Source organism: Bdellovibrio sp. HCB-162 (genome assembly GCF_047344985.1).
Lineage (GTDB): Bacteria > Bdellovibrionota > Bdellovibrionia > Bdellovibrionales > Bdellovibrionaceae > Bdellovibrio.
In genome coordinates this window covers 3523390-3545955 of record NZ_CP178861.1, presented here as the reverse complement: position 1 = coordinate 3545955, position 22566 = coordinate 3523390, and the positions used below count along the sequence as shown (strand labels likewise).

Sequence of the window (22566 nt, the reverse complement as noted above, 5' to 3'; positions counted from 1 at the left end):
TCACTTTCGCGGATACTCGGGCCAATAAGTTTTTAGAAAAGCTTGATAGATCTCTTGGTAGGGATCGTTTTTCAAAGCTTGTAAATTTGCATTCACTGTTTCAACGTCTTTACGAACCAAAGGACCCGTCAAAGCCTTTGCCGGATCAGCAAAAGTATTGGCGAGAACTTTTTCTACATAAACTTGCGCTGCCTCCGCCGGAATTTTCATTTCTGAAAAACCCGAAAGCATTTTGCCAACAAGCAAAGTGACGAAGTTTCCTCCGAGCACGCAATAAGAATGATAAAGAGCTTTTTGCGAAGGCTCGATCACAGAGGATGAATTAGGAATTCCAGGCAGAGCTTCTTCTAAGGAAGAAACCCCTGTCAGAGTAAAATGAATTTTTTTATAAAAATCTAAATCGTAAAGCGCGGGCCCAAACGTCATTAAAGGATGGGCCGAGATCATGCCTTCAAAATGATGAGCTCCTGAAAACTGCACGACCACTTTTTCATGACCTGCTAGGTGCTGGCGATAAAATCCTGCCAAAGCTCCATCGCTGATAGCTAAAAGGATGTGAGTCGCAGAAGAAACTTTGCGCGCCAAAGCATGCGGATCTTGGGAGCGGTCCCAGGATTCAAAACTGATATTTAACAAATTTAAGTAATGGCCCATATGGCGGGCGACGCGGCCAGAGCCAATCAAGAGATAGGAAATAGAAGAATTCGTTTTTGTCGCCTTCATATAATTGGGTACCTGTCCTTTAAGAGATCAAGTCCTTATGTAATGGTCGCAAACTAGCACAATTCTAACAGATTTCAACGCCGAATACCACGCTGCGCCAGGCTCTGGAAACTAGACTTAAACGCTAAACTGAGCGAAGTTCTCGCCCATGAAGTACTTATATTGGATTTGCGCGACCGCTGTTATCGCTCTAGGTATCTATTTTGCCATGAATTTTTCAATTCAGCCGCAGTCGATTCCTAAGATCAAATTTTCTCAGGTTCATGTTCCTGAAGAATTAGGCAAAGGTGTTTTTGAAAGACTTCGTTTGGAGATCAAAGAGGCTCCAATTGTTTTATTAGGAGTCACGCCGAACTACATCGAAGACATGGAATTGTGGCGCGGTTTCTTTGAAGCCAATCAAGAGCCGGGCTCCAAGTACGACGTGATTGTCGTTGAACCGATGCTTCCTTACGTCGAACTTTTTAGCTCGAACATGCGCATTGATATCAAAGATGAGATGGATCGTTTCGTTGAAGGAGTTAAAAAAGCTCGCGCAGAGGGCTTGCGTGTGGCCGTGATTGTGCCGAACGTTTATTCTTCGCAATTGTTGAAGAAAAACCCTGCCAATCGTTTGAAAGAAGAGTACAAGCTCGACGTCACAAGTTTTTCAGTGACAAAGTTTCCCGTGACTCGTGAACAAGAACAATTCTTTGAGCCGAAGTGTGAGATGGAGCAAGGAAAAGACTTGGCGGGAACGGGAGCGTTGGGTTGCATGATTCAAAACATCGCCCGCAAAACGTATCGCAAAAAGTTTGAAGACAATAAGTATTCAGGAATGATGGAACAAACAGGCGCTAAAGATTATCTCATCTTGCTTAACAGAAACGCCGGTTCTAAATAAGAAAAAGGTACCAGGTACCTTTTTCCTCAAGGGGGAAATATGAAAATGAAATTAATCGCTCTAGCCGCGGTTTCTTTTTTAGGTCTTTCCGCACAGGCGGGAAGCAATCTTGAAGGCGAGTGGAGAAGTGAAGACGGTAAAGCCGTTGTTCGTTTGGTGGAGTTCAATGGTAAATTAACGTTGAATACGCGCAGTTATTATTCTAACGGTGCTCCCTCTGATTATTTCTTTGAGTTCCGCGTTCCCACAGATCGCGACGTGCGTGCAGGAGAAATCTTGCAAGGTCGCTTGCGCAGCATTGATGGTTACTACGGTTGTGTTTTTGATGAAGAAGCCCAAGCTCAACTTGCTGAAGACGGAAAATTGAAATTGCATTATCCTCTTTTGACTTTCCACCGCGAGACTCGTTCCGTGCGCCAAGGTATTGGTGTGGGCTATCGTCGCGTGATTGATTGGAATGGTTGGGGATGGGTTGAAACGATTTATTCTTTCCCGATTGAGCGCTGGCGTACAATTTCTTCAGAGTGTGTGATCGATGCAAAAAATTGGTCCACAGGAGTTTTAGTTCGCGGTGGTTTAGAAATCCCAGTTCCACCTCGTCCAAACTAAGGAGTTTTGTTTTATGAAAAAGATCGCCATTGTAACCGGAGCAAATCGTGGATTAGGTCTTGCGACAAGCGAGGCGTTAGCACAACGAGGCTACAAAGTTATCATGGCGATGCGCAACCCGGATAAGGCGCAAAAACAGATCAATGCTTTAAAGATGAAAGATCTGGATGTGGTTGCAATGAAGCTCGATCAATCTTCAGAAAAGAGCATCACGGATTTCGTAAACCAGATTCGTCAAGAGTATGGTTTTGTCGATGTGTTGATAAATAACGCCGGAATTTTGATCGACAGTGAAGACGGCGGAAATTCTTCCGTCTTTAAAACGAAAGCCTCGACGGTTTTAAAAACTTTCACGACGAATACTTTGGGACCTTTCCTGCTCACACAAAAGATTTTTCCTTTGATGAAACAAGAAGGCTACGGTCGCATCGTGAATGTCTCTAGTGGTATGGCGCAGTTGTCACAAGCCCAAGTGGCTTCGGCTTCTTACCGTCTTTCCAAAACGGCATTGAATATGGTCACAAATCTTTTTGCCTCTGAAGTCGGTGATGCCGACATCTGCGTGAACTCTGTTTCTCCAGGTTGGGTGCGCACCGATATGGGTGGTCCCAATGCGGATCGTTCGGTAGAACAAGGAATCAAAGGGATCTTGTGGGCAGCGACGCTACCAAAAGGTGGACCCAATGGTGGGTTCTTCCGCGACGGTGAACCTCTGACTTGGTAATGTTCTCTTCAAAAGTCCAAGGGCCGATTCTAATCTTTGATAAATTTTGATTAAAACTTATTATTAAGGTCTGCGTAGTAGAAGGATTCCTCTATGTCTGATCTTGAAAACAAAAAAGTTTTTCTTATCGCCTCAAGCACTCCCAAAGAGATTGAAGCTTTGGAAAATCTCATCAAAAACCATTTTCAAAACGCCACCATTTTTACCGCGACAGATGGTGTGGAAGCTCTTTTTAAAAGTGAAAATGTGACTCCTCATGTGGTTTTTCTGGATACCAATCTGCAAAAATTAAGCGCCTTTGATCTGACAGAAAAAATTCTTCATCGCAAAGAACGTATTGCCGTCGTTCTTTCGACAGAACCTTTTGAACCCGAACGCTTTGTGGATCAAGTCGTGACAGGACAAGTGCAGTTTTTAGAGCGTCCTTTAAAAGAAGGAGCGCTAGTAAAAGCTTTTACCAGAGCATTGAATTGGATTTCGTACGTTGAAAACTCTCACTATCATTTGCGCTTCCTCGCTGCGAACGAGATTTTGATTCGTCAGGGCGACAAAGGTGATTTCATTTATCTGGTGAAATCAGGAAAACTCAAAGCTTATCGTGAAGAGCAGGGACAAGAAGTTCTTTTAGGTCATATTCAAGCCGGCGAATTTGTCGGTGAGATGTCCTATATCAACGGAGAAGCCAGATCGGCCTTCGTTATGAGTGTCACCGACTGTGAACTGATCGAAATCCCCAGCAGCTACTTTGATGTCGTGTTATTTTCAAAACCCGCATGGTCGAAAGCTTTGGTGAAAACACTTTCGCAGCGTTTGAAAAATTCCAATGAAGAAAAGACCGTTAAGGTAGAATAAAGGTACCAGGTACCTTTTTCCCTTCTTACTCTGTTCTATTTAAAGTCACTTGGCCTGCCATTTTGTATTGGCCTAGTTTTTCTTTTTCGTAGTAGTTTCCAACCCAGGTCGCACCTCGATTGTCGCGAGGATAAATTTGGATGTATCCATCATCGCCGTACACATTGACGATCACAGCCTTGCTGCCTGCGGGACTTGAGAAGTTTCCAGAAAGCATGGATTTGCCGTTACCCGTCCGGGTGCGGCTGAAGGTCTTGCCATTTCTTTTGTCTGTTAATGTAATGAAAGTGTCGTCTTTGGAGTTTTTATTGTAAGGAATTTCCCATTCAATAAACCAATCGCTCTTATGAGCTTTACGATCAAAGAAAGTAATCTCGCCTTGGAAGTGACCACTGACGGCTTGCGCTTCTTGATTGCTGATGGCACCAGAACTTTTAATGGCGTCAAAGAAATCCGGAATCTCAAGCTTGCGCGCTTCTTCAAGGGCTTCGGCCTCATCACGAGCTTGTCGTACTTTGTATTCACTGCGAGTCCAATTTGCCTTAGGAGCAGGAGTCGGTGTCGGTTGCGGAGTTTCTTGCGACATCATCGGTGAAGGCTCAGGAGAAGGAACTGGAGTCGCTGTTGGTGCTGCAATAGAGCAAGCGGCATCTAAAAGAGCCGGATTTGTCGGTTTGTATCCCAGCTTTAAACCAAGATCAGCCAAGAAAACGGTGACGATTTTTCCTAAGATTTCATCAGCTTTTTTATAACGATCTTCCAGGGACTTTAAATTCTGATACTCTTCAAAATCTTGGCGGGTGAGCTCAATTAAATCTTCTTTTACTTTTTCTTCGATTTGTTCGGCACTTTGTGCGGCAGAAGAGGAACGTTGTCCGGCTTTATAAGAGACAAAACTAACAGAGACTAAAACTACGAGGCTTAAGATCCACTTTGTCATAGGAAAAAGGTACCAGGTACCTTTTTCCCATGGAAGTATTTTTCGAAGGGCTATTTTTCTTTTTCAAACTCTTTAACGACATCGTCGGTGAGGTCCACCGCGGGATTTGCATACAAAATGTCGGGCGTGCCTTGGAAGACGATTGAAAAACCTTTGTCTTTAGAAACTTTGGCGATCACTCGCTGCAGTTTTTCCATCACGGGTTTCGTCAGTTCATCATTCTTTTTTTGGATGTCAGCTTGGCTTTGTCCGAGCTCTTCGCGGAACTTTAGCATTTCATTTTGAAGTTCCGTCTGCTTTTCTTTGAGTGCAGCTGCAGAAAGAACGGATTTTTTCTTATCCAAATCGTCGCGAAGTTTTCTAAGATTAGCTTCTTTCTGATCCAGTTCTTTTTTCTTTTTGTTAAATTGAACTTCCAACTCGGCCTTGGCCTTCTTACCGACAGAAGTGGCTTGAACCGCCTTTGGAATGTCGACAAAACCCACTTGAGATTCAGCGTTTGCGAATGCCGCCGCAAGCAAGACGGCGGTCATAAAGAAAAACATTCTTAGCATAGGAAGCCTCCTTGGCTTTTAATTATTCAATTTCAATATCGCCGCTTGTGGTAGACACTTTAACGTTGTAATTCCCGTTTTTGTTGCTGCCGTGAGCGTTTTTAATATCCCCAGAAACAGATTTTAAAGAAAACTGCGTTTTATCGTTTTTAACAAGTTTCATTTTTACATCGCCAGAAACGGATGTCAGGTCAATATCCACAGGAAGTGAATTCGCAAAAGCCACGTTACCGCTCACGGATTTCCCTTCGAGTTTCTTAATAGACGCAGCCTCGGCATTGAGATTTCCGGAAACAGATTTCATATCTATTTTGTTAGCAGAGATTTGATTTAAGGCGATGTCGCCAGAAACTGTTTTAAGTTCCAACTCATCTAAATTTAAATTTTCCACCGTGACATTGCCGCTGACAGTAAGCACGTCAAGCTCTTGAGCGAATGAAGCAGGAACTTCGATATGCACATCGAGTTTTTTAACGACGTCTCCTTCAGGTTCGCTGATCTTGAGTTCATTTCCTGTAGTTTCAGCTTCAAGAAGGCGGGGAGCTCTGCTTTTATCTAAATCTCCCGTAGCGGTGATTTTAATTTCATTTCCGCTGGATTTTTTGATGGAGACATTTCCGGCAAACAACTTGATCTTCATTTTTTCCGCGGGAGGGGCGAAGTTCCAAGTGTCTTGCGTGTTAACCATTTCTGAATCGCGGTGGAATCTTTTGGAAACTCCACCTACGCGAATAGAAACATTCATTTTATCTTCAAGCTTGGAAACAAGTTGAGGATCCGTTTCAAAAGCTTTTCCTCCGGCATAAGTAGCCAGACTTAGAAAAGCGACTGTCCATACGGAGAAAGCGACGAAAAATTTCGTAAAGAGATTCATTTTGTACTCCTACTTTTGTAAAACGAATTTAAGATTCCATTGAAGATAATTGATCAAAGCCATGATGATGTACTTGGTGATGAGGAACATCACCATACCACCCAAAACAGCCATGCCAAAAAGTCCCATGCTGGAAGAAATGCCTGCTACCCACGCCCAGGCGTTAGCGGAAAGGGCGCCGAGCGTGGGTAGCAGCGAGAGAAGGGCTAAGCTTACAGCGCCAATAGCCAATGCCACTGCCCAACCGGATGCAAGGAGGGACAGCACAACAACTCCCGGAATAAATAAAACAATAAAGTTGAAAGGCGCGATCACCAAAAGACGGCCGATCACATTGAAAGCGAGACTCCACCGAAATCCGTTTTCAGGATTTTGGATTTCGCTGATAAGACTTTCAGTTTTGTGAGCTTTCGCAATCGTGGGAGGAAAACCCAATCCTTCCGAAATTTCTTCTTCGGTTTTTCTTTTGCTCAGACCGTGATTGAAGTGTTCTTCATAGTCTGAAAGGATGTCCTGCACATTTGGAACTTGATGACGTTCAAGTTCTTCCCGAAGCGTTTTTAAGAACTCTTGCTTGTTCATGTGATTTCCCTGCCAATAAGCGTTTCGATTTGATTATTAAATTCCATCCATTGCTTGAACTGATCTTTTTGAAACTCTTTTCCCAGTTTCGTAATTCGATAGTATTTGCGGGGAGGACCTTCGGAGGATTCTTGCAAATACGTTTCGAAATACTTTTCTTCCGTCAAACGGCGAAGAATCGGGTAAAGAGTGCCTTCGGAAATTTCCAAGATTTTAGAAATTTCTTCGACCAACTCATAGCCGTAGTAGTCCTTGCGCCCAATCATCGTGAGCACACACAATTCAAGGACTCCTTTTTTAAACTGCGCATTCATACCGTTGCACCTTTCGGTACTAAATTATGCTAGGTACTGTGTAATGTAAAGTACCAAGTGATGTACAGTAGAAGAATTGCAAAACAACACCTAAATTATTGAAAACTCTGGATAAATTAAGTTCTTGGGGTGCGATTTCCCTGGTCGACCAACGTCGAGTTCCTCTTCTTTCCTTTGTCGAGTCACACACACATGAAGTGAAATTGACAAAGGCTCTTATTAAAAGTTTCGAGGGGGAACGTTTATGAAGCTAATGAATCATCTTTTGATGGTCGGTCTTATTTGTTTGTCGGCAACGTCTTTTGCAAAACCAAGCAGCGATTTTCAAACAAAAATCGTGGGCGGTGTGGAAGCCACTCCAGGTGAATTTCCGTTCATCGTGTCTTTGCACGGTTCTTATGGCGGTCACTTCTGTGGCGCTTCACTTATTAAGAAGAACTGGGTTTTGACAGCGGCTCACTGTGCAAAAGGTTCGACAATTAAAAATGTCGTGATTGGTTTGCACGATCAAAGAAATGCTTCTAAAGCAGAAACGATCCGTCCAAAGCGCGTGATCGTTCATCCTCAATACGATGATAACAGTGCGGATTTCGATTTTGCATTGATCGAGCTTTCAAAAGATTCTCAGTACGAACCTATTGAAATCAACACAACGGAAATCGCGATTCCTGACTCTGGAGATCAGATCATGGCGACAGTGGCGGGTTGGGGTGTGACGAATGAAAATTCTTATTCATTGCCAAATCGTTTGCTAAAAGTAGACGTGCCATTGATCTCTCACGATTCATGCAATCAAAGTTATAAGAACACAATCACAGACCGCATGCTTTGCGCAGGTTACGCACAAGGTGGCAAAGACTCTTGCCAAGGCGACAGCGGTGGACCTCTTGTCGCGAAAACAGTGAACGGACAAAATATTTTGATCGGTGTTGTAAGCTGGGGTAACGGCTGCGCTCGCGCGGGTCAACCAGGCGTTTACGCAAAAGTAAACGAAGCGACGACTTGGATTGAGCAGACAGCTCGCTAATTAAATAGAAAATTAGAAAAGAAAAAGGGGAAAGGTTTTAGCCTTTCCCTTTTTTTTATTCGCGTGTAAAACAAATATTGGTTTGCTGTGTCATTTGATTTTTTAATTCAATTAAATTTCACTTTGCCCTCTACTTTTAATAAACAATTTTTGTTTGAAAAATGAGGTTAGAAAAATGTCTAACAAAAAGTTTTTTCTATTGGCGAAATTGATGGGTAGAGGGCTATGAAATATATCGCGCTTATTCTATTCAACTTCATAGCGCTTTCGAGTTGGGCTGATACGTGTCCTTACTCGCATAACAGTTTTGATATTGAAGTAACTAGCAAAGCTCAAAATATTGATGATGGATATCTTTACGAGTACTCAATATCGAATTCTAAAGACAGTGTAATACCTGTTAGGAATTTTAATCTTAAACCGAATGAAAAAAGCACACCACGCTCGCCGGTAGGATGGAAGGAACCGCACTTTTTTTCCCGCAGTACTTCCTTTGGTTGGAGTCCTAAAGGATTATCTAAAGGTATCAAACCGGGAGAATCAGTTTCAGGATTTTCTCTTACCTCTAAAGGTAGACCTGGAATCGTCAAGGCATCATTTGTCGGAAGCAATTCTATCACGGACGTTATTTATACAAAGATAAACCGAAGTAAAGATACGGCATGTCCAGGATTTTGGGCTTACGGAAGTCGTGGCGTTGACGATTCTCGCGCTTCAGTGATGGTGTATGGACCAATTCCAAGTAATCAAGTGAGTCCTACAGCGTTGTATCGCTTAAAAGCCGACCAAGTTTGGACGGGTTCTTTAGAGACTTCGCATGATGCGCTTAAAGCGATTGACCCAATGGCAAAAGGAAAGATTGACGTTCTTTTGCTTGAAAACAATGACATCAAGATTGAAGACATTCGGATTGATAGCATCAAATTTGGTCGCGGAGGTGCGCAACCAGAATCTTCAAAAATTGTTGAAGTAACTATGGCGTCCCCGAAGTATTCAGGCAAAGCACTGCAGCTAACTTTTGCTTTAGAAAAAGTTCAGGTTCTTTGTGATTTGGATCGCGCTCTTTTCTTAGAAGGAGAAGCATCGAAAGGTCGTCACGTTTATACAGGTGTTCAGATTAAACCGACATTCTGTGACGTAAAAAATTGGGCGCCGGAAGTTCCAAATATATTAAAAGTAAAAGCACAGTCTCCAAATGAATAAAAAAAGAGGGGCATTAGCCCCTCTTTTTTTAGTTACGTAATACAATAGATATTAGTAAATTTCGTGAGCCAGCGGTCGGCGAGGCGCACGGAAGTAAGTTCTTGGCGAAAGATCCAAAAGATCCGCCAACTTTTCCATGTAAACGCAGGCATAGCGGTCCAATTGATAAGCGAAATAACTTTCTTCGTTACCGGCTCTCATCAACTGACCCCAGTTGCCGTTGTACATGGACTGCTGCTTCTTAATAAGCTGACTGATTTGCGCATCGATCTCTGAAATTGTTTTTTGCAGAGTTTCGATTTGCGACTCGTTCACATCCGCCGCTTTTTCAATTTTGCGGGTCATGATCTCAGTCAGTTCATCCTCAAGAGGCTCTTTCTTTTTCATCAAGACTTCGATTTCCTGATTGATAGGTTCAGCCTTCTTGTTGTTGTCGACTTCGATGTCGAGTTCTTCGATCACCATCGCCGTTCTCCAGTTGCAATCCTTTTTCAAACGAAGGATGTCGCCGTAGATATGGTCTCCGATGTACAGGATGTCGTCCCCAGCCAAATCAAGATCGTTCGTGAATTTCTTGGCATTTCCGCCTTGATAGATTCCGGGAGTCAACTTGCCTTCCATATTCGTCATCGTACCGTCGGCAGGATTCACGCGAAGGTATTTTTGATTTTCGTAGAAGAACTTAGGCTTGGAAGCAAACGTAATCACGATCTCAAACAGATCTTGCCAAGACTTGTGTTCTTTTAAGAAAGGTTGAATCGCATAATCCAAAAGCAATTTCGTGTAGTGGAAATCAGAATTCGTTAAAACGAAAATCTTTTTTCCATGACGACGGAATTTTTCAAGACCCGCCACCAATTGTGGATCTTTGATAATGTAATGATCCAAATTTTTCTTAACGACTTCTTTCAAAGAACCGTCGCGGTGAGCTTCATCCAAAGCATCCAACACGTCATCGGCAATTTGCGAATACTCAGGATACTTGTTGGCAAGATCCGTGTCTTTCAATTCAACGATCTGTGCGATCAAGTTCGCCAAAGAAATCGAGAAAGATGTATCGACAGCCAAATAGTCAGAATTACTTAAGTCAATGTAAGTCGACTTGTACAACTTCTGATGGCTTTTGAAATCCAAAGGTTTCAAACCGTGGTAGCTCGCACGAATCGCCGTGTAGCGATTGAGCTTTAAAAGATTTCCCATCTTACGGTCGATCACAAGTCCGCGGATCGCATAGTTATAATCGAACGTGAGCTTGCGCAAAGTTTCTGGATAACCGCGCTTGATCAATTTTTCGATCATTGTTGTGTGCGAAAGGCGTTCAAAGTTTTCACTGTTATAACGAACCAACGTGTGGTCCATGTCGACGCCGATGTAACGAATCTTTTTTAGATTCAACGTTCTATTTACAAATACTTTTCCAGGCATAGTTCTCTTATCTTTCAACCGGAAGCTGAAGGTCATTCCAAGCCAGCATTCCACCTTGCATATTATAAACGTGAGTCAGTCCATTCATCATCGCGTAAGCCGTTGCTTTGGCAGAGCGACCGCCGCTACGGCAGATGAAGACGACCGTTTGGTCTTTGGGAAGTTTAGAAAGGTGATCGGGAAGAGTATCCAATACGACAAGTTCAGATCCAGGCACGTGACCCAACTCACCGACGTATTCTTCCGGTTGACGAACATCGATCATTTTTACGTTCGTCATCATTTTTTGCAGCTCCACGGGAGCAATGTCATAAACGCCCTCATAATGAGGGTTTTCAGTTTTAGATTCGAAGTTTACTAACTTCACTGTCACAGATTCCTCCTGCGTCACAGCCAAGAGACTAACCATAACATTTGCAGGAATTTACAGCAAGGAAAGTAATGAGGACTGAGCGCGAGGGCGCTCTATTGCGCTCCGGGCGCTGGACTTATGCCGCCCAGGCCCAAGATTTGAGGGACGCTTGAATCGGAGCGTCCCTCGGAAGGAAATTACCAAATGTGGACGCGTTCGCTTTCAGGCAAGGTCATTTTGTCGCCTTCCTTACACTGGAACGTTTCAGAGAAAGCGGCTTGATGTTTTACCTGCTCATTGATGCGAGCCCAACCTGCGGCATGCGGATCGGTTTTTCTCATGAGCTTATCGAAATCCGGGCGAGTCACGGAACACCACAATCTACCGTAAGCGACGAAGAATTTTTTCTTATCTTCTACGCTGCCTTTACCTTGCGGGAAAGCTGCATTGTAAGCGAATGTGAGGCCCACAAGATCGGCGACGTTTTCACCCAGAGTCAGTTTCCCGTCATGATCCGCCTTCGCAAATTGATCGATCATTTTTTGACCGCGAAGATTGAACTCCATGATGTCTTTTGTCGTCATCCACTGTTTCAAACGGCCTTGAGAATCATATTTGGAGCCGCTGTCATCAATGCTGTGACCCAATTCGTGACCGATCACCGCACCAACAGCGCCCAGGTTTTCAATTACAGATCCGTCTTTGTCATAGAATGGATATTGCAAAATCCCGATCGGCAAAACGAATTTGTTTTCGTTGCTGCTGTAGTACGCGTTCACTGTCAATGGTCCCATGCCCCAAGAATCCTGATTCGCAGGTTCACGAACTTCTTTCATCGTTTTTTCCCAGCGAGCTTCGTTGTACTTCATCACGTTTTGCACGTAATTGTTCTTCGAGTACGTACGAAGAGGCATGAAATCCCATTCTTTGTCAGTGTGAGGTTTCACAAGCTGCAGGCGAGCTGTTTTGATTTTGGCGATCGCCTCCTTTTTACCTTCTTTAGAAAGCCACGTGTTTGCACTTAAGCCATCCAAGATGCTTTGGCGAATGCGTGAAGCCACTTCGTTGATCTTTGTTTCATCGAAGTTCGGAAACACCTTATCAACCAAAGCAGCGTCAAGTTCCTTCATGAAATGATCTGTAGCGACGTTCGTGCAACGCTCTTGGCGATCCGGACGTTTTTGCGGGCCACCAAAGAATTTCTTTTCAAAGTTAAATCCTGTTTTGAAAAACTTCTGGTAAGCATCGTCCATCTGATCTTGCAAAGCTTTGTACAGATAAATATCTTTCCAAACTTCCAAAGGACGAGTCGTGATTTGTGCATTTACGAAATCAAAAGCCTCTGGAATCGGCGTGTTGATAACAAGTTCCGGTGGAATTTTATCAAAGGCCAAGCCCAATTGAAGATTTGGATATTTCTTCACAAGGTCTGCTTGCGTGCTCACGCGCTTTTCGCTCCAACGTTGGTGGCGAACCGCTGTCACAGGATATGTTTTGATAAATTCTTTTTCCAAAGCAATCACGCCTTGCGCTTTGGCTTGAGCTTCCGATTTTTTAATATGCGGATAAATATTTTGGAAGAAGACTGTCAAAAGATTTTCGTACTCTTTCAGCAATTCCGGCTGTTCATAGTATTTGTGATCCGGAAGAAGCATGAAGTTCGCATAAAGCATGGCGTCCATTTTCTTTGGATCATCCAAGTTTGGTGAAGCCCAAAGGGAAACCATGTTCCCCAAACCTCTTGGCATATTGGCGTGAGAATAGCGGATCAACTCTTCAGGAGTTTTAATTTTCTCAACTTCCTGAGTAATTTTTGTGACGACGGCTTTTTCATCCTTCGCTCTTTCCGGCGCATTCATGCAAGAGAGATACATATCGCGGATTTGTTCTGTGCGTGCATCTAAGTCTTTTTTCAGAGGAAGTTCCTTCATGAACTTCTTTTTAACTTCCAAAAGACGCTCGCGAGAGTCGCTGAACGCAAACAAGTGAATGCTGCGATCATCGCGCAGCTTGAACGCGGCTTCGGCCTTCGAACAAACGTATTTGTGAAAGTCATCACAAGGATTCACTTCAGTGTTGAGAGGAAACTCCCTTTTTTCAGGAATCGCAGAAGAGGGGACGACAGGCTTTGCCGTTTTCGCTTGAGCTGAAAGCGCCAAACTAGAGATCAAAAGTAGTTTAAGCATGGTGATGTGTTTTCCATTATGTTGGTTAATCGTTTTAAGATGGTAATCCCGCTCTATTTCATTTTAAAGGCCTTTGAGACTATGATCGAGGGCGTTAAGGGTCTAGAAAAGTTGTCATCGCTATTCTTCCGGGATAATCGAACAGGAGGGGGATTTTTATGAAACGTTTTGTTTTGCTTTTGTTAGCAACTACGGCTTTGGCCGCTTGTAAGACTGTTAAAATTGAAAACGGTGAAGTTCCTGATGAGTATCTTTCTCGCGCTAAAAAACTAGAAGGCGTGTACTCAGGTTCTTTCGAAGGCCGTCGTGGCCAATTAACGATCACATTCCAAGGTAATAAGCCTACTTTGCTTTACAAAGATTCTCGAGGCGACAGCTTGGTTATGCCAGAGTGCCGTTCTTCCATGAACGACCTTAAATGGGTTTATGTGACTCGCAAGGGCGCGGTTGAATCTGCAGGTTTTTATTTCGATCCGGGCGTTTGCATGATCGATGGACGTGAGGTTGTCTTATCTTTTGCTGATGACTACAACACGATCCGTGTGAGCCTTTTAGACCGCCGTGTTTACGACCGTCGCTGCCGTTGGGAAGTGACAGACCCACGTCGTGGCCCGCAGGAAATCTGCGAAATCGTACAGCGCGATATGACTTTGAACGGTAAATTTTCTCGCTAATCGTTGAGGCATTCTGCTTCAATTTCATTTGTAGGGACGATCATGAAATGGCATGATCGTTCCATTCATGACACGAACTCCGATTGATCTTTCTCCTGAACAAGCTGACGCCCTGGAACTTCTGCGTTCCGGTGAAAATGTTTTCCTGACTGGCGGAGCCGGTAGCGGGAAAAGTTTTCTTGTTCGTCACTTCATGAAAGAACTCGATCCCAAAGAAATGCCGATCCTTGCAAGCACGGGAGCTGCCGCCGTTCTTTTAGGCGGACGGACTTTCCATAGTTTCTTCGGCCTAGGAATTATGGAGGGCGGGCCCGATGCGACTTATCAGCGTGCAAGCAAAGACACGCGTTTGATGTCGCGCCTTCGCAAAGTCGAAGGGGTTATCATTGACGAGATTTCGATGATCCCTGGGCAGGCTCTCATGATCGCTGAAGCTTTGGCACAAAGAGCCCGTGAATCCAAACTTCCTTGGGGCGGCATGCGTATAATTTCTGTCGGAGATTTCGCGCAACTTCCTCCCGTCACGCAAACGGGACAACGTGATTGGTGTTTCTTGAATATGGTTTGGAATCAAAGCGGATTTCAAACGTCGATGCTATCTCACAATCAAAGAGTTTCCGACAATTTATTCCTTGATGTTTTAAGTGACGTTCGCCACGGGCTTTCCAGTGAAAGAGTGCGCGATTTTTTAAATGAACACATTCAAGAACACGATGAAGATCATCCAGGCACGCGTCTTTTCGGGCGCAAGGTGTACGCGGAAAAATTCAATGAAAAGAAACTTAACGAACTCAACGAAGAAGAAGTGACGATTGATTCGATCTACTTTGGCTCTGAAAAACACGTTGAGCTTTTAATGAAGACAGCTCCGGTGCCGGTGAAGCTGATTTTAAAATTGGGCTGCCGAGTGATGTTTTTGCAAAACGATCCGCAAAAGCGTTGGGTGAATGGAACACGTGGCGTGATCACGGATATTGCCACTGATAAAATCATTGTGAAAAAAGACAACGGTCGCGAAGTGCAAGTCGATAAAGCTTCTTTTGCTCTGCAAGATGCTGAAGGCAACGTCATGGCGTCTGTTATTCAATTCCCTCTGACATTGGCTTATGCAACCACGATTCATAAAAGTCAGGGTGCCACGTTAGATGATTTGTGGTGCGATCTCAGTTCGTTGTGGGAGCCAGGTCATGCGTATGTCGCTTTAAGCCGCTTGCGTTCCTCAGAAGGTTTGCACTTGATCGGCTGGAGTCCTCGTTCCATTATTGTAGATCCAAAGGTATTGGATTTTTACAAACGAATGGAAAAGTAAAGTGCGTCTAAAGATAATTTCTTTTCTTTTACTCGTCAGCTCTTCTGCCATGGCTGTGAATTACGCAGGTCCCGTAGGACATCGCGAAGCATTTTTGGCAAACTCCGGTGGAGCGATGATTGATTCGCCAGGAAATGTTTTACTAAATCCGGCAGGATTGGGTTTTCGCCAAAACAAAGAAACCGCCTTGAGTGTCAGTGGAAACGCCGTTGCTCGTCAGGAGTTTAATGTTTCTCAGTACTCTGTTGATCCAGAAGAGATGACGGTTCGTCCGCTTCTTGCAGCCAGCGTTTTTCCAACTCAGTATGGAACAATGGCTGTGTTTCTTGCTAATCCAACGGCTTTTAGAATTTATGGCGGATCTGAATACACGACCTCAGGGGTGGCTGTAAAAACATTGTTGCGTATTGATTATCAGGAACTTGCAACAGGAGTGACTTTTGCGAACACGGTAAACTCTGATTTAGCTTGGGGTGTTTCCGCAGGTGTCTCTATAGAAACGCAAAAAAGTTACGGATACACGCGAGCTTTTCAAACAGGAGTCACGGCGGCGACGTCATTTAATTTGACGGAACAAAAAACGGTTTCTTTGTTTGTAACTCCGGGACTTCTTTATAAAGCGACAGACTTCTGGCACATAGGTCTTTCAATGAAAACGCTTGCGGATATTTCTTCGACAGCAAACACACAGCGTTTTGCAACCAGTTCAAGCTCTCCGACAACAGTGGAAGAAACGGACAAATCATTTGATCCTAATGGCACAAATCCGTTTGCGTATCGTTTAGGACAGGAATTTATTTTTTCTCCGGCGAATTCTTTGTACTTTGACGTTGTCTATGTGAGTGCAACGTCCGCTTACAACTCCAACAACGAAAAATATTTAAACGATGAAGTTTGGGAAGGCTCTTTAGGGTATCGTCACGGCTTTTCCGGTTCTTATGAATTGTTGACCGGATATGCTTACACGCAATCTCAGAATGCGGATTTCAATATGTTTTCGGCAGGTCTTTCGATGAATCGCCGAAACAATGAATTCATTGTGGGTATTTATTATCTTTCAAACACTCCAAAAGATGCAGCCTCAAGCGGTTTCAACTCTTACGGAATTTTATTTTCGTCAAACGTCGAATACTAGTAGATCCACATCAGATCTTTTAACAGTCCAATCAAAAGAATGGTGAGCAGAGTCTGAATAGCCAGAGCAATATAGAACCACGCTGGTGTTTTTTCTGTGCTCTGTTTGGACATTCTACCCTCTGATTTAAGAATCGGAGTTTATAAACAAATATGAAGTTAATTCTATTATTATTGCCCACCTTTAATTTGCAATCGCCCATACAGGTCAGAGCAGGACCAGTTTTGCCGTCATAAGCTCTTGATATTCCTAAGTTTATTCATGCTTGAATAACGCCTGAAATGGGGCTACTGTCAGTCTGTTTTGATCAAAATAACCTCAGTGATTACTCTGACTTAGGGGGAACCATGGCTCAGATTACAGAGAAAAATCCCATTGGACTTAATGGAGTTGATTTCATCGAATACTCCGGTCCCGATGCTCATTATTTCGAACAAGTTTTTAAGCGTTATGCGTTTAAAGAAGTAGGACAAGTTCACGGAAAAAATATCAGATTGTATCGTCAAGGCGATATCAACTACATCTTGAACTGCGAACCGCAAACTTTCGCGACGGACTTTGCGAAACTTCACGGCAATTGCATTTGTGCAACGGGCTTCCGTGTTGTGGATGCACAACATGCTTTCAAAGAAGCTGTTGCTCGCGGTGCTCGTCCTTATGAAGGCAACGATCATCAAAAAGGCGCAACACCATTCCCAGCGATCTACGGTATCGGCGACTCTTTGATTTACTTCATGGATGATAAGAACCAAGACAAACTTTACAACGAAATCTTCCAGGTAAAACCGGAAGACAAAGCTCCAGAAGGAGTTGGTTTTAAAGTGATCGACCATTTCACGAACAACGTTCCAAAAGGTGAAATGGACAAGTGGTATGAGTTTTACGTTAAAATCTTCAACTTCTATGAAGCTCACTATTTCGATATTCGTGGTTCAAAAACAGGCCTGCTTTCAAGAGCGATGCGTTCGCCTTGTGGAAAGTTCTCTGTGCCTATCAACGAACCGACAGAATCTAAGTCACAAATTCAAGAGTACTTGGATGAATACAAAGGTTCTGGAATTCAACACGTGGCTTTGTTGACGAACGACATTCTTTCAACACTTGAGAAGTTAAAAAACAGCGACATTCAATTCCTCACTCCGCCGCCTCATTCGTATTATGAGATGTTGCCGGGCCGTGTGCCGAACGTGACAGAAGATTTGGGTCGTCTTGAAAAGAACGCGATTCTTGTCGACGGCGATAAGCACGGTTACTTGTTGCAAATCTTCACGAAGAACACTTTCGGTCCGATTTTCTATGAAGTGATTCAACGTAAAGGTCACGACGGTTTCGGTGACGGAAACTTCCAAGCTCTTTTTGATGCGATTGAACGCGATCAAAAAGAACGCGGTTACTTAACATAGTAAGGGTGCATGGAATCCATTAAGCACATTCCACTTCCAGAGCGCGGAACAAAACTCACTGAAGAGCAAGCGATGAAACTTGCCATCAGCGAGGCTTACAAAGGGGCGACGCGAGTCAGCCCCAATCCTTTAGTCGGCTCTGTGGTTTTGGATGCGCAAGGTGGATTTCTCGCTTGTGGGCATCATGAATTTTACGGCGGCCCTCATGCCGAAGTGAATGCTCTTAAAAATCTTTCCTCTGCTGAACTTAAAGACGCCCATGTTTTTGTGACTTTAGAACCTTGTGCTCATGAGGGAAAAACTCCTTCTTGTGCCAAGATGATGGCGAAGCTGCCACTTAAGAAAGTCACGTTCGGTTTGATTGATCCAAATCCTTTGGTGGCCGGACAAGGGGCCGATATTCTTCGCAATGCAGGAATTGAAGCCGAAGTTTTTTCCAGCGCTGATCTCAAAGAGGATCGGGAAATCAAAATTAAACTTGAAGAAGTCTGCGAAGCATTCCTGTGGAATTTCCGCGAGAAAAAAGTTTTTGTCGCTTTAAAAATGGCGTCGAGTCTTGATGGACAGGTGGCTTTACGTTCTGGCGAAAGTCAGTGGATCACGGGACCTGAATCGCGCGAATATGTTCATTACCTGCGCGCTTGTCACGATGCGATCTTAGTTGGAAAAGGCACAATTGATTTTGATAATCCTTCGCTCAATGTGCGCCATCCTGAAATTAATAAAAAAAACAAAGTTGTCGTGATTGATGGTGAGGCGGAACTTCTCTATCGTTTTGCAGACTTAAAACTTGCGCAAATTCACGCTGCTTCTGATGTCTTCTGGTGTGTGGCAGAGGATATGAAAGAGAACGTCGAAAAGACTTTAAAAACTCTTTCAATAGCTCCACAAATCATTTACGTAAAAACCAATGTCGGTGGAGATCTCAATCTTGAGGATCTTCTGGCTCAGCTTCATCTCAAGGGACTTCGTTCCGTGATGGTTGAAGGCGGAGCTTTCACGGCGAGTTCTTTTGTCGATCAGGGACTCGTGAACCGCATTTATATGTTCCAAGCTCCGATTATCATGGGCTCGGGTGGTTCTCGTTCATGGACTGAGACCGTGCGAGTGCCGACAATGAAAGATAAGATTCATGTGAAGAATCCTCGATATTTGACTTTCGGGAATGACTTCATGATCACAGGCACTTTTTAAGGAGGCCTTGATGACTTCCTCTTCTTCCGCAACTGCAAATTATAGATGGACCCGCGCGAGCGACGGGGCTTTAGCCGGGGTTTGTAAGGGTCTAGCTGATGCTTTGGGTATCGAAACTTGGATATTGCGCGTCATTTGGTTGATTGCGGTCCTATGGTTCGGCACTGGAATCCTCTTTTATTTGATCCTGGCGGTTTGCTTGCCCCGCGTCGACAGACTGGACCAAGCTCTAGATAGAAAGCTTCTTGGCGTCTGTGCTAGAATAGCTAAAAGGTATCGCATCGAAGTGGGCCTAGTCAGAACGGGCTTTGTCCTGTTAGCCCTGATAACTTTCGGTGTTGCGATCCTGGGTTACGGCCTCTGTTATTTCTTAGTTCCTAAGGCCGATGAATCCGCAAGTCGCTCGAAGAGCGCAGGAGTATTTTAATATATATGGGTGATGACAGTAGTAGGTCGATCATAAAAGCCCTCAAAAACGAATGGTCTCTTTTCTTGGAAGCCTTCCAAGGTGATAAAGAAGAAGATGCCTTTGAAACTGGAAAACTCGAAGTTCTAAGCCTTGATGAAATCCGCGAGATGACAAAGGCGCTGGTCGAGGACCGCAAGAAGATCAATCAAAAATTAGAGTCTCTTTCTAAAGAGATCGATTTGAATTCCGCAAAGCTTGAAAGTCTCCGTTTGGTCGGAGGCGAAGAAGATATCACGCTGAAACGTATTCATGAACTTAACGATTTAGGACAGACTATGGCTCAGATGTTGTCGCGCCTGGATCATCGCCTTCGTGAAATTCGTGAACAAGAAAACAAAATCCAAGAGGCTTTGATCTCTTCGTAATGATGTCCTTTCTTTTTCTTCCTTTGTTGGCGTCTGCGGATCTTGCTTTGAGTGGCAAGGTCCTAAGCCTGCAAAAGAATTCTTTAAAGAATAATTTTTTAGTTCGCTTTGACACTGTTTCGGAAACTTTGGAAGTGGACCGTGGTCCTTTGTACTCTTGTTTGAAGAGCAGGCTCACTTCCCAAGAAAACGTTGTTTTTTCTTTTGATCCGAAGACTTTGAAAATTCGTGCTTGCGGGAATCTTCTTTAAGAAGCGCATTAAGAATTGAAATATTAGAACTACGAATTGAGTTTCCAGAATGATAATGTTGTGATCACTGACATGAAGTGGTCTCGGGTTTGTTCGATATTTTTCTTGGTTATGCTTGTCGTGTTGTGGGAAGTATTGTCACGACTGCAAGTTTATCGAGAAGACTTCTTTCCCTATTTAAAAACATTCATAGATGCGACGACTCACGAGATTTCAAGTGGACGTCTTTTCATTGATGTGATGGCGTCCCTTTATCGCTGGGTCTGCGGATTTTTACTTTCGGCATTGGTCGGAATTCCCATGGGCCTTTTACTGGGCCGCAGTGAATCTTTTCGTCAGTTTATTTCACCTTACTTAAATTTCTTTCGCAGTCTTTCACCATTGGCGTGGATTCCATTCGCAGTGATTTGGTTTGGTATCGGCGATATGCCGGTGATCTTTTTAATTTTCTTAGGTTGTGTATTCCCGTTGTTGTTTGCAACGATGAACGCCGTTTTTCACGTGCCGAAAGTTTACGATCAATTGGCCCGCGATTATCATTTCAGTGGTGCCGAATATTTCTTTGAAATTCTTTTTCCCGCCGTTCTTCCACAAGTGGTGTCTTCGCTTCGCTTGGTTTCGGGGCTTGCGTGGATTGTTCTAGTTCCTGCCGAAATGCTTGCGGGAAAAGAAGGTGTTGGTTTTGCTATTTCCGATGCACGAAACGGCATGCGCACCGATCTTTTGGTTTTAAATATGATCGTGATCGCTGTGATCGCCCACCTCATTGATTATGGTCTGCAAAGACTCAATCGCAAATCCCACGTGAGATGGAGCTATGAGCAGTAAAATTCTTTTGGATATTAAAAATGTCAGCTTCTCTTATCCACAGCACGCGGTTTTGAAAGATATTAACTTTCAAGTCGCAGAAGGGGAGACGTTAAGTCTTATCGGGCCTAGTGGCTGCGGTAAAACAACATTGCTGCATTTGATTGCCGGGGATGACTCGCCATCAACAGGAACCATTCAGAGGCAGGGCCTTTGGCGTCGCGTGCATCAAAGCAATGCTTTATTTCCTTGGCTTACAGTCGAAGAAAACATTCGGCTGGGTCTTCGCGGAATTGATGCATCTCGCAGTTTGGATTTTGAAAAATTGGTCAATCTTTTGGACTTAAAACGTGTTTTGAGTTTTTATCCCAGACAGCTTTCAGGGGGTTTAAGACAAAGATCTGAAATCGCGCGGGCTTTGATCGGTCGTCCCGATGGTTTGCTTTTGGATGAACCTTTTTCGTCATTGGATTATTTAATCCGTCGCGAAACTCGTGAATATATGTCGGAGCTTTTAAAAGAATTCCCGATGGCCGTGGTTTTGGTGACTCACGATATTCCCGAGGCTCTTTCTTTAACTCAGAAAATTTATATTATGAACGGAAGACCTGCCACGTTTCAAAAATTTTATGAGAGCAAACAACACAAAGAAAATCTGGTTGAACAAATTTGGCAGGATTTAAAATTTGAATCTGAACAGGTGGTAGAAATTGAAAAATAAAAAGTGGATTGTTTCAATTGTCTTGGCTGCGGTTGTTTTAGGTGGTCTTGGAGTGATGAGAAATCATTTTAAGAAAAAATCGGAAACAGCGAAGAAAGTTTTGGACGTGGGTTTTCTTCCGGTGACTTGCCATCTGACTTGTCCTGTGACCGACTTTGCGACAAGCCGCAATCCTGATTATCGTTTTGTGTCCCAGCGCTTTACGGATTTCCCCACAATGGCGGAAGCCTTTAAGGCAGGGCGTTTGAAGGCCGCTTTCTTTATCGCGCCCATGGCGATGAAACTGCGCGAACAAGGTGTAAAGGCAAAGATCGTTTATCTTGGACATCGTGACGGTTCGACAGTGATGGTGAAAAAAGATTCACCGATTCACAACCTTCGTGATTTGGAAGGAAAGAAATTTGCCATTCCAAGCCGCTACAGCAATCAGTACTTAGTCATTCGTAAATTGATGAAGGACCAAGGTGTAGCACCAGAAAAAATTCAGTTTGTTGAAATTCCTCCTCCTGAAATGCCAGCCGCTTTGGCGAACTCAAGCATCGACGCTTACTTTGTCGGTGAGCCTCATGCCGCTAAGTCAGAACTAAACGGTGTAGGCCGAGTTTTGTATCACGCCAAAGACATCTGGCCGAAATTTATTTCCTGCGTTTTAATTGTCAGCGAAGATTTGATGGCGAATAACCCCGATATCGTAAGAGAACTTGTCGCAGGTATCGCTGAAAGTGGCGAATGGGCGGAAACCCACCGCGAAAAAGCAGCGGCTGTGGCGGCTCCTTATTATCGCCAAGACGAAAAACTTCTTCGTTATGTTCTTACAACACCGGGAGATCGCGTAAGCTACCGCATGCTCACACCTGAAGACGCCGACATCAAAGTTATTCATGACATGGCCGTCGAAGCAGGACTCCTTGCAAAACCCATCGAACTTTCTCAGTTAGTCGATCGCAGTTTTATTCCTAAAGAAATCAAATCCCGAGAGCTGTAAAAGAA

The 22566-nt window shown here is 43.9% G+C and carries 26 protein-coding genes; 17 read left to right on the top strand and 9 right to left on the bottom strand.

Annotation, left to right across the window (positions count from 1 at the left end; genetic code table 11):
• Positions 1 to 723 (bottom strand): DUF2520 domain-containing protein, encoded by a 723-nt coding sequence (locus ACLSSO_RS17060; RefSeq protein ID WP_413943516.1) that lies wholly within the window; start codon positions 721 to 723, stop codon positions 1 to 3.
• A 148-nt stretch (positions 724 to 871) separates the two neighbouring features.
• Between ACLSSO_RS17060 and ACLSSO_RS17055 the strand changes: the two genes are divergently transcribed.
• From ACLSSO_RS17055 to ACLSSO_RS17040, 4 genes are all read left to right on the top strand, one after another.
• Positions 872 to 1606 carry a hypothetical protein gene (locus tag ACLSSO_RS17055; protein WP_413943515.1) on the top strand — a complete coding sequence of 245 codons (735 nt, stop codon included), beginning with the start codon at positions 872 to 874 and terminating at the stop codon, positions 1604 to 1606.
• A gap of 39 nt (positions 1607 to 1645) precedes the next feature.
• Positions 1646 to 2215, top strand: a complete 570-nt coding sequence (locus ACLSSO_RS17050; RefSeq protein WP_295905529.1) for a hypothetical protein — start codon at positions 1646 to 1648, stop codon at positions 2213 to 2215.
• A 13-nt stretch (positions 2216 to 2228) separates the two neighbouring features.
• Positions 2229 to 2939, top strand: coding sequence for an SDR family NAD(P)-dependent oxidoreductase (locus tag ACLSSO_RS17045; protein WP_413943514.1), 711 nt, complete (start codon positions 2229 to 2231; stop codon positions 2937 to 2939).
• A 93-nt stretch (positions 2940 to 3032) separates the two neighbouring features.
• Positions 3033 to 3791 carry a cyclic nucleotide-binding domain-containing protein gene (locus ACLSSO_RS17040; protein WP_413943513.1) on the top strand — a complete coding sequence of 253 codons (759 nt, stop codon included), beginning with the start codon at positions 3033 to 3035 and terminating at the stop codon, positions 3789 to 3791.
• 25 nt (positions 3792 to 3816) lie between these two features.
• On the opposite strand, the gene ACLSSO_RS17035 is transcribed toward ACLSSO_RS17040, so the two are convergent.
• The 5 genes from ACLSSO_RS17035 to ACLSSO_RS17015 are packed head-to-tail and all read right to left on the bottom strand — an operon-like array spanning position 3817 to position 7055.
• On the bottom strand, positions 3817 to 4731 hold the full coding sequence (locus ACLSSO_RS17035; protein ID WP_413943511.1) for a hypothetical protein: 915 nt from the start codon (positions 4729 to 4731) through the stop codon (positions 3817 to 3819).
• 50 nt (positions 4732 to 4781) lie between these two features.
• Positions 4782 to 5285 carry an OmpH family outer membrane protein gene (locus ACLSSO_RS17030; protein ID WP_413943510.1) on the bottom strand — a complete coding sequence of 168 codons (504 nt, stop codon included), beginning with the start codon at positions 5283 to 5285 and terminating at the stop codon, positions 4782 to 4784.
• A gap of 22 nt (positions 5286 to 5307) precedes the next feature.
• Complete coding sequence (locus ACLSSO_RS17025; protein ID WP_413943509.1) at positions 5308 to 6159, bottom strand: DUF4097 family beta strand repeat-containing protein; 852 nt, start codon at positions 6157 to 6159, stop codon at positions 5308 to 5310.
• Positions 6160 to 6168: 9 nt separating this feature from the next.
• Entirely contained in the window at positions 6169 to 6741 is a 573-nt protein-coding gene (locus ACLSSO_RS17020) for a DUF1700 domain-containing protein (protein WP_413943508.1), read from the bottom strand.
• Positions 6738 to 7055: a PadR family transcriptional regulator gene (locus tag ACLSSO_RS17015; RefSeq protein WP_367276382.1), complete on the bottom strand. Its 318-nt coding sequence runs from the start codon at positions 7053 to 7055 to the stop codon at positions 6738 to 6740. The genes ACLSSO_RS17020 and ACLSSO_RS17015 overlap by 4 nt, the downstream gene beginning before the upstream one ends.
• A 244-nt stretch (positions 7056 to 7299) precedes the next feature.
• Between ACLSSO_RS17015 and ACLSSO_RS17010 the strand changes: the two genes are divergently transcribed.
• Together ACLSSO_RS17010 and ACLSSO_RS17005 are read left to right on the top strand one after the other, a co-directional pair.
• Positions 7300 to 8082, top strand: coding sequence for a S1 family serine peptidase (locus ACLSSO_RS17010; RefSeq protein ID WP_413943507.1), 783 nt, complete (start codon positions 7300 to 7302; stop codon positions 8080 to 8082).
• A gap of 225 nt (positions 8083 to 8307) precedes the next feature.
• Positions 8308 to 9285 (top strand): hypothetical protein, encoded by a 978-nt coding sequence (locus tag ACLSSO_RS17005; protein ID WP_413943506.1) that lies wholly within the window; start codon positions 8308 to 8310, stop codon positions 9283 to 9285.
• A gap of 51 nt (positions 9286 to 9336) precedes the next feature.
• Here ACLSSO_RS17005 and ACLSSO_RS17000 read toward each other — a convergent pair whose 3' ends face one another.
• The 3 genes from ACLSSO_RS17000 to ACLSSO_RS16990 all read right to left on the bottom strand — a co-directional run bounded on the left by ACLSSO_RS17000 (position 9337) and on the right by ACLSSO_RS16990 (position 13248).
• The gene (locus ACLSSO_RS17000) at positions 9337 to 10710 is read right to left on the bottom strand and encodes an HAD-IG family 5'-nucleotidase (RefSeq protein ID WP_413943505.1); all 1374 of its coding nucleotides are present in this window, start codon (positions 10708 to 10710) and stop codon (positions 9337 to 9339) included.
• A 7-nt stretch (positions 10711 to 10717) separates the two neighbouring features.
• Complete coding sequence (locus ACLSSO_RS16995) at positions 10718 to 11083, bottom strand: rhodanese-like domain-containing protein (RefSeq protein WP_295902576.1); 366 nt, start codon at positions 11081 to 11083, stop codon at positions 10718 to 10720.
• 176 nt (positions 11084 to 11259) lie between these two features.
• Entirely contained in the window at positions 11260 to 13248 is a 1989-nt protein-coding gene (locus ACLSSO_RS16990) for a M13 family metallopeptidase (RefSeq protein ID WP_413943504.1), read from the bottom strand.
• Positions 13249 to 13406: 158 nt separating this feature from the next.
• Between ACLSSO_RS16990 and ACLSSO_RS16985 the strand changes: the two genes are divergently transcribed.
• The 11 genes from ACLSSO_RS16985 (at position 13407) to ACLSSO_RS16935 (ending at position 22561) form a co-directional block, all read left to right on the top strand.
• On the top strand, positions 13407 to 13922 hold the full coding sequence (locus ACLSSO_RS16985; protein WP_295902581.1) for a hypothetical protein: 516 nt from the start codon (positions 13407 to 13409) through the stop codon (positions 13920 to 13922).
• A 52-nt stretch (positions 13923 to 13974) separates the two neighbouring features.
• The gene (locus tag ACLSSO_RS16980) at positions 13975 to 15231 is read left to right on the top strand and encodes a DEAD/DEAH box helicase (RefSeq protein ID WP_295902584.1); all 1257 of its coding nucleotides are present in this window, start codon (positions 13975 to 13977) and stop codon (positions 15229 to 15231) included.
• 1 nt (position 15232) lies between these two features.
• Positions 15233 to 16366 (top strand): hypothetical protein, encoded by a 1134-nt coding sequence (locus ACLSSO_RS16975; RefSeq protein ID WP_413943503.1) that lies wholly within the window; start codon positions 15233 to 15235, stop codon positions 16364 to 16366.
• 347 nt (positions 16367 to 16713) lie between these two features.
• Positions 16714 to 17769 carry a 4-hydroxyphenylpyruvate dioxygenase gene (gene hppD, locus ACLSSO_RS16970; protein ID WP_413943501.1) on the top strand — a complete coding sequence of 352 codons (1056 nt, stop codon included), beginning with the start codon at positions 16714 to 16716 and terminating at the stop codon, positions 17767 to 17769.
• A gap of 9 nt (positions 17770 to 17778) precedes the next feature.
• Positions 17779 to 18963 (top strand): bifunctional diaminohydroxyphosphoribosylaminopyrimidine deaminase/5-amino-6-(5-phosphoribosylamino)uracil reductase RibD, encoded by a 1185-nt coding sequence (ribD, locus tag ACLSSO_RS16965; protein WP_413943499.1) that lies wholly within the window; start codon positions 17779 to 17781, stop codon positions 18961 to 18963.
• A 10-nt stretch (positions 18964 to 18973) separates the two neighbouring features.
• On the top strand, positions 18974 to 19390 hold the full coding sequence (locus tag ACLSSO_RS16960) for a PspC domain-containing protein (RefSeq protein WP_367276383.1): 417 nt from the start codon (positions 18974 to 18976) through the stop codon (positions 19388 to 19390).
• 5 nt (positions 19391 to 19395) lie between these two features.
• Complete coding sequence (locus ACLSSO_RS16955) at positions 19396 to 19797, top strand: hypothetical protein (RefSeq protein ID WP_413943498.1); 402 nt, start codon at positions 19396 to 19398, stop codon at positions 19795 to 19797.
• Positions 19797 to 20048 carry a hypothetical protein gene (locus ACLSSO_RS16950; protein ID WP_413943496.1) on the top strand — a complete coding sequence of 84 codons (252 nt, stop codon included), beginning with the start codon at positions 19797 to 19799 and terminating at the stop codon, positions 20046 to 20048. Before ACLSSO_RS16955 ends, ACLSSO_RS16950 begins: the two co-directional genes overlap by 1 nt.
• A 72-nt stretch (positions 20049 to 20120) precedes the next feature.
• Positions 20121 to 20876, top strand: a complete 756-nt coding sequence (locus ACLSSO_RS16945) for an ABC transporter permease (protein WP_413943495.1) — start codon at positions 20121 to 20123, stop codon at positions 20874 to 20876.
• Complete coding sequence (locus tag ACLSSO_RS16940) at positions 20866 to 21576, top strand: ABC transporter ATP-binding protein (protein WP_413943493.1); 711 nt, start codon at positions 20866 to 20868, stop codon at positions 21574 to 21576. Before ACLSSO_RS16945 ends, ACLSSO_RS16940 begins: the two co-directional genes overlap by 11 nt.
• Positions 21566 to 22561, top strand: a complete 996-nt coding sequence (locus ACLSSO_RS16935; protein ID WP_413943492.1) for an ABC transporter substrate-binding protein — start codon at positions 21566 to 21568, stop codon at positions 22559 to 22561. The genes ACLSSO_RS16940 and ACLSSO_RS16935 overlap by 11 nt, the downstream gene beginning before the upstream one ends.
• The last annotated feature ends 5 nt before the right edge of the window (positions 22562 to 22566 follow it).